The sequence below is a fragment of the Boudabousia liubingyangii genome (genome assembly GCF_001907245.1).
GTDB classification, from domain to species: Bacteria; Actinomycetota; Actinomycetes; order Actinomycetales; family Actinomycetaceae; genus Boudabousia; species Boudabousia liubingyangii.
The window spans coordinates 278,114-290,095 of sequence record NZ_MQSU01000003.1 but is presented as its reverse complement, the minus strand read 5'-3'; the positions used below and the strand labels follow the sequence as shown (position 1 = coordinate 290,095).

9 protein-coding genes are annotated in these 11,982 nt (G+C 52.7%); 3 read left to right on the top strand and 6 right to left on the bottom strand.

Going from position 1 to position 11,982, the window contains the following annotated elements:
* Positions 1 to 85: 85 nt before the first annotated feature.
* The 6 genes from BSR28_RS05945 to clpB form a co-directional block, all read right to left on the bottom strand.
* A complete protein-coding gene (locus tag BSR28_RS05945) occupies positions 86 to 1,003 on the bottom strand; it encodes a carbohydrate ABC transporter permease (RefSeq protein ID WP_073709292.1) in 918 nt (305 codons plus the stop codon).
* A 1-nt stretch (position 1,004) separates the two neighbouring features.
* Positions 1,005 to 1,961: a carbohydrate ABC transporter permease gene (locus tag BSR28_RS05940; protein WP_073713625.1), complete on the bottom strand. Its 957-nt coding sequence runs from the start codon at positions 1,959 to 1,961 to the stop codon at positions 1,005 to 1,007.
* A 124-nt stretch (positions 1,962 to 2,085) separates the two neighbouring features.
* On the bottom strand, positions 2,086 to 3,450 hold the full coding sequence (locus BSR28_RS05935) for an ABC transporter substrate-binding protein (protein WP_073713624.1): 1,365 nt from the start codon (positions 3,448 to 3,450) through the stop codon (positions 2,086 to 2,088).
* Between the two features lie 226 nt (positions 3,451 to 3,676).
* Positions 3,677 to 4,486, bottom strand: a complete 810-nt coding sequence (locus tag BSR28_RS05930; RefSeq protein WP_073713623.1) for a serine hydrolase domain-containing protein — start codon at positions 4,484 to 4,486, stop codon at positions 3,677 to 3,679.
* A 21-nt stretch (positions 4,487 to 4,507) separates the two neighbouring features.
* Positions 4,508 to 4,882 carry a rhodanese-like domain-containing protein gene (locus BSR28_RS05925; protein ID WP_198928937.1) on the bottom strand — a complete coding sequence of 125 codons (375 nt, stop codon included), beginning with the start codon at positions 4,880 to 4,882 and terminating at the stop codon, positions 4,508 to 4,510.
* 337 nt (positions 4,883 to 5,219) lie between these two features.
* Complete coding sequence (gene clpB, locus BSR28_RS05920) at positions 5,220 to 7,829, bottom strand: ATP-dependent chaperone ClpB (protein ID WP_073713622.1); 2,610 nt, start codon at positions 7,827 to 7,829, stop codon at positions 5,220 to 5,222.
* Positions 7,830 to 8,218: 389 nt separating this feature from the next.
* On the opposite strand from clpB, the gene BSR28_RS05915 reads away from it, so the two are divergent.
* From BSR28_RS05915 to BSR28_RS05905, 3 genes are read left to right on the top strand one after another with little or no spacing between them, the layout of a single operon-like run.
* Positions 8,219 to 9,385 (top strand): HIRAN domain-containing protein, encoded by a 1,167-nt coding sequence (locus tag BSR28_RS05915; protein ID WP_143237603.1) that lies wholly within the window; start codon positions 8,219 to 8,221, stop codon positions 9,383 to 9,385.
* A gap of 41 nt (positions 9,386 to 9,426) precedes the next feature.
* Positions 9,427 to 10,164, top strand: coding sequence for a hypothetical protein (locus BSR28_RS05910; RefSeq protein WP_073713620.1), 738 nt, complete (start codon positions 9,427 to 9,429; stop codon positions 10,162 to 10,164).
* 59 nt (positions 10,165 to 10,223) lie between these two features.
* Positions 10,224 to 11,972 carry a DUF2207 family protein gene (locus BSR28_RS05905; RefSeq protein WP_073713619.1) on the top strand — a complete coding sequence of 583 codons (1,749 nt, stop codon included), beginning with the start codon at positions 10,224 to 10,226 and terminating at the stop codon, positions 11,970 to 11,972.
* Positions 11,973 to 11,982 lie beyond the last annotated feature (10 nt).

Below are 11,982 nucleotides of genomic sequence, written 5' to 3'. Positions count from 1 at the left end.
TCGACTATTCGCAGGTGTTTTGCCTGCAATCTGGTCATTTCTGAACCATTGAACAGTATTTAGTTATGGTCGTTTCCGTGACCTATCAGCCCTTGACGGAACCGGCGGCTAGGCCAGCCTGCCAGAAGCGCTGCAGGAAGAGGAAGATGACGATCAGCGGGATAACACCGAATAGTGCACCCATGATCACGGCGCCCTTTTGAGCGTCGAAGTAGGACATCATGCCATAGAGGCCCAGGGTAACGGGCATCTTCGATTCGGTCTGAATCATCATCAAGGGCAGTAGGAAGTTGTTCCAGGTGGCCACGAAGATGAATAGGAAGATGGTTACCATCGCGGGGGCTAGTAGGCGTAGCACCATGGTGAAGAAGGTGCGGAATTCGCCTGAGCCATCAATGCGGGCGGCTTCTAGCAGTTCATCCGGGACTGAGGTTTCGGCGTACATGCGACCTAGGAAGACACCGAAGGGGCTGACGCAGGAGGGGATGATCACGGCCCACATGGTGTTGTTTAGGTGCAGGTAGGTCATAACCGTGTACAGCGGAATGGTTAGTAGCGCGATGGGCAGTAGTAGCCCGGCTAGGATCATAAGCTGGACCGTGCCGGAACCGCGGAACTTGAACTTAGCTAGACCGTATCCGGCAGCTACCGAAATGAAGGTGCCTACGACGCCAGCGATACCTGAGTAGAGGACCGAGTTGAAGACCCACCACCAGAAGTTGTTGTGCGACCAGCCGATTAGTTCCTTGTAGTTGGCGGCGACGTTGTTTTCATCCGCGAACCAGAAGGCGAAGGAGTTCTGCATCGCCACGTTGCTCTTGGTGGAGGCGAAAAGAATCCAGATTAGCGGCAGGATGAAGTAGAGTGCGACGATGATCAGCACGATCTTCGTGATGCTGCGCTTTAGCAGGCTGGGTTCTAGCGAGCGGGGGTGCTTACCGACCGAGGGAGTGTAGGTGCGACCGTCGGGTAGGGTGGCAACTTTGGGGGTAAAGAGACTCATTTCAGTCCACCTTCTTCTGGACGTAGGTGTACAGGAATGCAAGTGCTGCGGCGAAGACTGCCATTAGTAGTGAGACAGCGTTTGCCGGGCCGGCACCTGATGGCGAGATATTTCCCATCATGGCGTTGTAGGCCATCATCATGGGGGTGTATTTACCGCCCATATCGGGGTTGGTAACGCTTAGTGCTGCCGGTTCATTGAACAGCTGGACGGTACCGATGATGGAGAGCAGGATGGCTAGTAGTGCGGCACCCTTTAGCATGGGGATCTTGATCTTGGTGACGATCTTGAATTCGCTGGCACCATCTAGTCGGGCTGCTTCGTATAGATCCGTGGGGATGGCCTGTAGGGCAGCCAGGAAGATCAGCATGTTGTAACCGGTGAAGGTCCAGGTGGTCATGTTCGCCATAGAGAAGAGCATGACGTGACGGTCAAACATGGAGAAGGGCATGATCTTGCCAACCGGACCGAAGTTGGGGTTGTACATGAAGATCCACATCATGGCTGCGATGATGCCGGGGACTGCGTAGGGCAGGAAGTAGGAGAGCCGGAAGAAGGTGACTCGCTTGACGAATAGTGAGTCTAGGAGCAGGGCTAGGGCTAGGGCTCCACCGATCATTACCGGAATCTGGATAACACCGAATAGTAGGACGCGGCCCATGCCGACCCAGAAGTCGGTGTCTTTGATTACGGTGATGAAGTTGTCGAACCAGACGAAGGTGAGGGTTTTTTCGCCGCCACCGTAGAGGCCACCACCAGAGGCGGTTTCCTTGTAGAAGGCGGAGATGACGGAGACAATGATGGGAATTAGGAAGCTAACTACGAAGAATAGGATGAAGGGCGCTAAAAAGGCCCAGCCGTATAAAGCATTACGCCGTTGACGGGCTTTAATGCTCTTTAGATTTTCTTCGTCCCCGATCAGTTCATCTGCGGCGATGGGGACCGGTGTTGTTGCCATCTAGGAAACCTCCCTTGGTCAAAGTCCCGATTTTGTTTTGTTCGTGGCCGTGGCCCGGCCCTCAAGCTTGAGGCACCGGGCCACGGAACATTTAGTTATGTTGTTGAATCTGCGATTCAGCGGATCATTCCGCGACCGGCAGGTTCTTGTCCTTCATGGACTTCACAGCTTCTTCCTGTGCAGCCTTGAAGACATCAGCAACCTTTGCTTCGCCCTTGGCGACCTCACCGGTTACTTCACCAATCTTGGTGTAGACGGCCGGCCAGGTGGGTAGGTACGGGAAGTTCGGGTTCATGCTCTTAGCAATGTCGGCGATTTCCTTCATGACGTCCTGGCCACCGAAGAGGGCCTTGACTTCAGCCGGGGTTTCCGGAACACCAACGTTGGTAGCGATGATTAGACCCTGGGAGCCTAGGTCCTTAACCTGGGTGTTGTACCAGTTAGCGAACTTTAGAGCTTCCTTCTTGTGGTTGCAGCCCTTTAGCACAGCTACGCCGGAACCACCGTCAGCGCCGGTAGCGGGGTTGCCGTCTAGGGTCGGGATCGGAGCGACCTGCCAGTTGGCCTTGTCAACGCCTAGAGCACCTAGCATGAAGCCGGGTTCCCAACCAGCAGAGACAGTACCGATGATGGTCTTGTCCTTGAGCTTGGCAGAGAAGTCAGCGTCGTCCCAACGAGCGGTGGGTAGCATTAGGCCCTTGTCCAGCATGGTCTGAACCTTTTCAGCAATCTGCTGGGTCTTTTCGCCGTTTACGTCAATCTTCCAAGCATCGCCGGAAGCGTTGAACCAGGTAGCGCCGTTAGAGGCAGCTAGACCGGATAGGCGGTAGGGGCCTTCGTCGGACTGGAAGGTAGCAATGTACTTACCAGCAGCCTTGGCCTTTTCAGCAGCGGCAATGAATTCGTCCCAGGTCTTGGGGGCGGTGATGCCTAGCTTGTCGAATTCTTCCTTGTCGTAGGTGTAGATTAGCGGGCCAATGTCCTGAGGTAGACCAACAGTGACGTCGCCTAGCTTCATCTGTCCCATGGGGCCAGCGAAGAAGTTACCTTCGTATTCCTTGGCTTCTTCAGCAACGTTGTCTAGGTCGCCAGCAACGTAGTGAGCAGCGATTTCGCCGTAGCCAATCTGGGCTAGGCAGAAGCCCTGGCCGGGTTCGCCAGCTTCGACGCGCTTGTGAATAGCGGCAGCAGCTTCATCAGCCTTGCCGGGGAACTTTTCAGCGACAACCTCAATATCGGGGTTTTCTTCGTTAAAGCGCTTGACGGATTCAGCGACTTTAATCATGTTGTCCTTGTCAGGTAGACGGTGCAGGTAGGTAATCTTTACCTTTTCACCCGGCTTGGCGTCTTCCTTCGGAGCTTCGGCAGACTTGGTTGCGGTCTTGCCGTCCTTGGGGGCGTCAGCGCTGTCGTTGGAGCAAGCGGCTAGACCCATGGTGGATACGGCTAGTGCTGCAACTAGAGCGGTGGCTTTCTTAGTGATCCGCATATTCAATCCTCTTCATCGAGCTTTCAGTTGAAACTGCTTTGTTACGCACATTGTTATGCGCTTGCTCACGAGTATAACCAGTAGCAGACCAGCTTTCAACCCACGAAGATTGCATTTCGATTACAAAACGAGGAAGCAAAACCGCTATTTTCCGCGATTTTTAAGGAATTTGCCCGCCCTCATATTTAGACCACCAGATTTTCAATTAGACCAGTGGTCTAGATGTTTAATTGCCGTTTTTAGGGCCAAAGTCACGCCAAATTTGCGAATTTAGCTGCGGCCAGATGGCCTTATGGGCGGCACTAAATGGTTTCTCACCGACAAAAACCGCAGCTAGACCACTTTTACGGGAGGCCCAGAGGAACGATCCCGACTGCCCAAAATGTCCGACCGTATCAGGGTCAGTATCGGGGGCAGTCCAGTGCGGGGTCTTATTGCCTTTGACTTCAAAACCTAGGGACCAGCTATTGGGATCCTGATGCCCGAATCCGGGAACAATACCCACCAGTTCCGGGTAGTGAACGCGCAGGACTTCCTGGGCGAACGCTTCACTGATCAGGGTTGGCCGTAAGACTTCGCGGGCGAAAACCGCTAGGTCACGCGCGTTAATGTATCCTGCGTGGGCCACGGAGCCCGCTAGTTTCCAGCTGCTGATTCCCAGCGGTTCGATGACGTTCCGCTGGATTAGCTCAATGGCGCTGACGCCGGCATTCTTAGCTGCGCAGTCAGTCCCCAACTCGATAGATCGGTTGGAGTAGATTCGGCGAGTCCCAACTTCGGTAATGATCTGGTCAGAGTCGAAATCTAGTCCTGCCGCATGGGACATCAGGTGTTCTAGGGTGGAGCCTTCCGGACCGCAGGGGTCCGTGTAGCTAATGGTTCCTCGCTCTACTTCTACTGCTACTGCCCAGGCGGCGAAGAGTTTAGTCACTGAGGCGAGGGGGAAAACGGTATCGACCTCCCCCACTTGCGCTAAATCATGATCAGCGTTGGTGACGATTACGGCGTGCGGGAAGTTTAGCGTTTCAACACCCATGGGGTTTTCTCAGATTCCTTATTACTTGACGATTTCCTTGCCCGTGGCGTGATGGGCAGAGTCTAGACTACCAAGGTTGGCTAGGTGTTCGAAGCCCATTTCTTTCATAACGGACAGGGCTTTACCGGCACGGTTTCCAGAGCGGCAGTAGAGCACGTAGCTGCCCTTTGGGTCGAGCTTTTGCACCTCAGTCTTGAAGTTGGCGTCGTTAAAGTCGATATTCTTTGCGCCTTCGAGGTGTCCTTCTGCGAATTCCGCGGGGGTGCGAACGTCAAGGATCTCTGAGGTCTTCGGATCTGCTTCTAGACCGGTGTCAGCGCTGCCACCGCAGGCGCTGAGGCCTAGGGGCATGATGGTCATGAGGCTGAGGGCTAGGAGTTTGCGGGTTTTGTTCATGGTTTTGGCTCCTGTTTTCCGGGTTCGTTTTGGTTTCGGCTGGTTAACCGGGAATCATTGTGGCCAGTTTAGCGGACTTTAGGCCCGGGCGAGGGCGCTTCCTCGCCATATTTTTGTGGCCCGACCAACTTGTTGCTGGTCGGGCCACGTAAATATTTGCCTCTCCCCTGTCGGGTTCCCTTAGTTCGCCTTCGGGTCTTTCCGCTGTCTGTTTCGGTCGCCTATTCGGCTGCCCGGTTCGACTACCCATTTCGGTCGCCTCTTCGGCTACCTTTTTGGGCTGCCTGTTTCGGCTGGTCTTTTTGAGAGTCGCCTTGGGAGGGGGCGGGTTGGGCCGCTAGTCGCGGACGCTGATGACTAGGCTCTTGCCTTCTGGATCAACATCCACAACCGCGGTACCGCCGGTGGGTAGGTTTCCGGCCAGTAGTAGTCGGGCTACCGGGTCGCCGATTTCCTTTTGAACTAGTCGACGTAGCGGGCGGGCACCGTAGGCGGGGTCGTATCCGCGTTCGGCCAGGTAGGCCTTGGCGGCTTCGGTGACCTCTAGTCCGATGCGCTTGACCGCTAGTCGGGCAGCCATGGAGTTGAGCTGTAGCCCCACGATGCGGGCTAGTTCTTCCTTGGTGAGGGCCTCGAACATGAGGACTTCATCTAGGCGGTTGAGGAACTCGGGCTTGAAGGCCGCGCGTACGGTCCGCATGACGTTTTCGTGCTTTTCTTCCTCGCTGAGCATTTGGTCAGTTAAGAACTGACTGCCCAGGTTGGAGGTGAGCACTAGGATCACGTTGCGGAAGTCCACAGTTCGGCCTTGGCCGTCAGTTAGGCGTCCGTCGTCTAGTACCTGTAGCAGGATGTCGAAGACTTCGGGGTGGGCCTTTTCAACCTCGTCCAGTAGGACTACGGAGTATGGGCGTCGGCGGACGGCTTCGGTGAGCTGGCCGCCCTCGTCGTAACCAACGTAGCCGGGAGGGGCACCTACTAGCCGGGAGACAGAGTGTTTCTCTGAGTACTCGGACATGTCGATGCGGATCATGGCGCGTTCGTCGTCGAAGAGGAAGTCCGCTAGGGACTTGGCCAGTTCGGTCTTACCGACACCGGTGGGGCCTAGGAATAGGAAGGATCCGGTGGGTCGGTTCGGGTCGGCGATGCCGGCTCGGGAGCGACGAACCGCGTCAGAGACGGCGGCGACGGCGGCTTTTTGGCCGATTAGTCGGGAGCCGATCACGTCTTCCATTTCGAGGAGTTTTTCCATTTCTCCCTGTAGTAGGCGTCCGGTGGGGATGCCGGTCCAAGCTTGGATAACCTCGGCAATTTCGGCCGGGCCGACCTTTTCGGCGATCATCGGTTCGGGCGCTTCGGCAGCTTCGCTTTGGTTTTGCTCGGCTTCTTCGGCTTCCCGGATCTGGCGCTCGATGGCGGGGATTTCCGCGTTTTGTAGGCGGCCGGCTTCTTCCCAGCGTCCGTCGCGCATGGCGAGTTCTAGTTGGGTGCGCAGGTCATCTAGTTGGACGCGTAGCTCACCGACTTTATTGTGGCCGGCTTTTTCAGCTTCCCAGCGGGCGGTTAGGCCGTTTAGTTCTTCTGATTTGTCGGCTAGTTCGGCGCGCAGGTCGTTTAGGCGTTCCGAGGTCGCTTCGTCGTCTTCTCCGGATTCGGTCAGGTAGGCCTCTTCCATGCGTAGGCGTTCGACTTCGCGGGAGAGCTGGTCGATCTCTACCGGCGAGGAGTCTAGCTCCATGCGTAGGCGGGAGGCGGCCTCGTCGATTAGGTCGATGGCCTTATCCGGTAGCTGGCGGCCGCTAATGTAACGGTCAGACAGGGTGGCGGCAGCTACTAGAGCACCGTCAGAGATGGTGACCTTGTGGTGGGCCTCGTACTTGGGGGCGATACCGCGCAGGATGGCGATGGTGTCGTCCACGCTGGGTTCACCGACGAAGACCTGCTGGAAACGGCGTTCCAGGGCGGGGTCTTTTTCGATGTTTTCGCGATATTCGTCTAGGGTAGTGGCACCAACTAGGCGTAGTTCACCGCGGGCCAGCATGGGCTTGAGCATATTGCCCGCGTCCATGGCACCTTCGGATCCGCCACCGGCACCGACGACGGTGTGTAGCTCGTCGATGAAGGTGATGATCTGCCCGTCTGAGTCGGTGATTTCTTTCAGGACCGCCTTTAGGCGTTCTTCGAATTCACCGCGGTATTTGGCACCGGCTACCATTCCGGCAATGTCGAGGGCGATGAGTCGCTTATTCGCTAGGGATTCAGGGACGTCACCGGCCACGATACGCTGGGCTAGGCCTTCTACGACGGCGGTTTTACCGACGCCGGGTTCACCGATTAGTACCGGATTGTTCTTGGTGCGGCGAGATAGCACCTGCACGACGCGACGGATTTCGTCATCGCGACCAATCACGGGGTCTAGTTTGCCGCTGCGGGCTACTTCGGTAAGGTCGCGCCCGTACTTCTTGAGCGCTTCGAAGGTCCCTTCGGGGTCTGGACTGGTAATTTTGCTGCTCCCTCTTAGGTTCTTTAGGGCTTCGTTTAGTTCTTCGGGGGTAGCGCCGGCGGCGCGCAGTAGGTCCCCGGTTTGGTCCTTGCTTTCAGCTAGGGCAACTAGTAGGTGCTCGGTGGAGACGTACTCGTCTTCCATGGCTGCGGCGTGACGACCGGCGGCATCTAGGACGGATAGTAGGGCGCGTGATGCTTGGGGCTGGGCGGCACTGGAGCCACTGATGCTGGGCAGGGATACTAGGGCGTTGCGGACTTTGGCACCTAGGGTCTGGCGGTTAACACCGACGGCATCTAGGGTGCTTAGAGCAATGCCTTCGCCCTGTTCAATTAGGGCCTGCATGAGGTGCAGGGTTTCTACCTGCGGATTTCCGGCGGCGGCAGCTGATTGAACCGCGCTGGAAAGAGCCTCATTGGCCTTGGTAGTAAGTTTCGTGTTCATGGGTTGAACCTCCTGTTATTTAGTCTAACAAGTACAACAACCCCAAAGTTGAGTCTATTCCACTCAAGGTTGACAAGTGATGCGATTTAGGTCACAATAGTTTTTGGGAGGGAGACCTGGGTCACCCCAGGCGGGGCCGCTGCGAGGGTTTCCCAACCAGCGGCCTCGAGATACCAACCGGTATTCTCTCTCCTACGTTTCAAAAGAATGGGCCCGAGCGGTTACCTCGGGCCCATTCACCAATTTTTCGACAATCAGAAATCACAATATTCGCTACTTTCGCTTCCACCCTTTGACTGCGCTTATCTCCAGTTTGAAGCTTCTGTTCGTATTTAATACGATCTACTAAACTAAGCTCTATTGGTTCAGAGTTGGCTTTTAGGATCAAAATGAAGATTTCTTTTGCTGATAGTAGTGCCTACGACAGCCCACCAGTTGAAACATACTATTCTAATATGTCAACCAGATCTTGGTATTGGGCACATATGCGAGGCGCATACTTTTACCAAACGAACTTTGATTATCTAAAACGTATTGCCCTTCGAAACCAGACCGACGAAGTTCGTATACAGGTAACCTTAAGAACTGATCCGAACAATAAATACGACAAACGTGCAATCGGGATCCGCTGGGAAGGTAGACTCCTAGGCTACGTACACAGAACGGTGGCGTACAAAATGCAGTGGCACATTAATTACTTGGAGCTAAGGGGAATGGAGATAGAATGCCCCGCCCTTGTACGTTTCAAAGGTGGAGAATTCGATGAGGCACGATTAGCCAACGCATCCCCAAGCCAACGAAGAATTCTTGCCAATGAATATGAGTTCCATGCATACGTTGCCCTACCAACAGTAAGCATCCTAGAAAAAGACACCGACTGGAAACTGGTAAAACAGAGGCTAACGGAAGTCTGGCAAGAGGCTCCAGACGAGATCAAATCGAGCCTAATCGGAACAGACCTTTACGAAAATAAAAAACTTGGACGTTGGCTTCAAAAAGTCCGCACTCAAATCCCTGAGGCAGGTATCCCAGACACTCGAGATACATCTCAACTACCTAAGCAACTCTATGATTTCTTTCAAGAACAAAGAATGCTAAGACATGAAGAACTTACTAAAAAACGACGAGAACAAATTATTGAAGCGATTAATTCGGGAATGCTACTAACCCATATAGCAAGACAACTTCATGCTTCTACAAGCACGATTAAATCTGTTGCGCAAAATGCCGGACTCACTATTGCGACTTCCACTAAGAATAAGCAATCTAAAACTTCACGCGTAGATCGATGTATTCATGCAGTAAATATGGCAAAAGAAGGAAAAACCCATAAAGAGATAGCAAATATTCTAAGGGTTAGCCTAAGTACAGTTGAAAAACTGATTTCTGATGGACGTTTCTACCTAGAACCAAATTTATATCCGCAACGGGTAATCGATGCTCGCAACTACAAGTACACCCCTTGGAAAGCTAAAAGGCTATCCCCTACCCAGAAAAGCAGAATTAAGCGAGACATGAATTATCTTCAGGAAAATTTCCCACGAATCCTAAAATAAAAACGACTTCAAAGAATCACTAGAGTCTAGGAGGCTCCAAGTTGAAACTATTATTCGATCTTATTAAAGGGAAAGTTTCTCGTATCAATGAGCAAGAAAAAGTGTCCGCAAACTTCAAGAGTCAAGTTGAAGAAAGTAATTTTCCTGCGATACGTGCTGAAGACTTCGTCGCGATAGTATCTTCCGCCCTTAGCAAGGATCCTAATGTACTAGGCGGAATGAATGATTGGTGGCGAATCACGACCCCTCGGATCACTCCCAGACCCTATGATTCGTTTACTCCCGAAAACAGCACCGATAAGCTGCACCTAAGTTACGTAGGCAATTTACCCTCACCAACGTCAACCTACATTCTGTTCCAATACGACCAAGACCATGGTGGTTTTAGTTATTTTTGTAGGAGCAAACTCTTTGACAATGGGCTGGGAATTATCGACGACCCGAAATTTTTCTTAAGTGAAGAAAGAGATAAGCGTTCTTTTGATTCTGACCGTTTTGAACGTTCCGCATATACAAGTTTCAATGAGTATCTTGACCAGGAAGAGAAAGAATTTGGTGTATTTGAAGAATCAGGCGGAGGTTGGTTCAGTCCACTGGCAATTGAATACAGACTATCAACTACTCTACTAGATGCTGAAATCCAAGGATATGAACGGTTAACCCCTTGGTTCGTGCGCGTAGTAACAGGCCCGACAGCCGGAGAGTTCTTAATTCAATTCCGATGCGAAGCAAAATGGCGAGCTCCAGATCGGAGTATCCAGCCAGTATTATGGCAGTAAACTGTTTCTTCAAGTAGGGGGATTCCGCTAAAATATCCTCAAAAACGAAAGTAGCTGCGATGGTGCGCAAAACTAAGGCGATACTAATCGCCCTCGTCTTATTCTTTGGCATGTCCCTAGGGGCAGTCCCCCAGGCATGGGCCCGAAGCCTTGAAGACCTGACCATCACCATTGAAATTGACGAAGACGGTAACGCCCACTTCACCGAAAAATGGCTCGTCAGCGAAGACGGCACCGGCACCGAACTCTACAAACGACTCGGACGCCTACACAAAAACATGGAAATCACTGATTTCAAGGTTTCCGCAGATGGTATCCCGTATTTCGAAAAAGAAAAGTGGCAACCTAGTGACAGATGGGAAAACAAAAAAGGACAATACGGGATTGTCCACGATGGCGACGCCACCGAACTATGCTGGGGACGCGGCGAAGTAGGCGTCCACACCTACACCATGGAGTACACCGTCACCAACTTCATCGTAAACCTCAAAGACGCCCAAGCAATCAACTGGCAGCTACTGAACAGCAACCTCTCTGCGATCCCCACGAACTACCAATACACCATCAAATCACCCAAATTCGGACCCGAAACGGTCACCGAAATTCAAACCTTCGGAACCCGCACCTCTAATGAGTACCAAAACAATGAAATCCTCATTAGCCCAAACGAGCCTCTAGACTCTTCCCAGTACTTAGTAGTCCTAGCGAAGCTCCCCAAGGGAACGTTCAATACCAAAACTAACCTTAGTCAGACTTGGGAAGAAACCAAGGACGAAGCCAATAAAATCAGCGACGCTCCCCTGCCAAGAAGCGAACGGAGTAAATTCGTCAACTATTTAGGTTGGTTCATTGGCTTTCTAGCGCCATTCTTAGCGTATTATTCGATCTATTACCTAGCTCGTTTCGCACGCAAAAAGATAAATTTCAAGTCCCCCGCAGAAACCAATGCGCGACGAAGTAAGCTTCAAGAACAAGACCTCGATCTTGAGAACTACATTTCAAAAGACCTTCCCGACGCCGACCAAGGGACCATGTGGCGCCTGGCAGAATTCGCCGGAGACACCAAGCTCGAATTCACAATCCAGAAATCTTTTCTTTCGTCATATATCTTGAAGTGGATTATGGAAGGCCACGTTAAACCTGGTATGGAAGAGACTCACTGGCTTGGCCGAACCTCGATCCCCCTGCATTTAGATCCAATGGCGCTGAGTCATTTAGAAGAGTCCGAAATCAAACTCTATGAACTACTATTAGACGCCTCCGGCGATAACTACCTACTAGAAGATAAAGAGTTGCAGGAATACTGCCGTCGACATCCTAAGGAATGGGAAAGTGCTCAGGAGGGTATTCGCGCGCTAGGAAAACAACAGATAGATAATGAATACCTATCCAGAGAGGTCAATTACGGGATTTTCAACACCAGCAAAAAGACCGACGTACTCACTTATGCTGGCATCAAACGATACCAACAAGTCATTGGGTTCAAACACTATCTAGAGAACTTTACGATTATCGATGAGCGTGAACTAATCGAAGTGGGACTCTGGAAAAACTACCTGATCTACGCCGCGGCCTTCGGAATGGCCGAACAGGTCTACGACCAGCTCAAACGAGTCATCCCCGAATTGCTGGTCACCCACCAGATTTCAAGCACCACGGTCAGCACCTCTCGCTCCTGGTCAAACTCGGCATTCGATGGTTACACATCCACATCCTCCAGAAGTGGAGGAAGCAGTGGCGGTGGCGGAAGCTTCAGCAGCGGCGGAGGCGGTTCCTTCGGCGGCAGTTCGGGTGGCGGATTCCGCTAACCCAAACTGG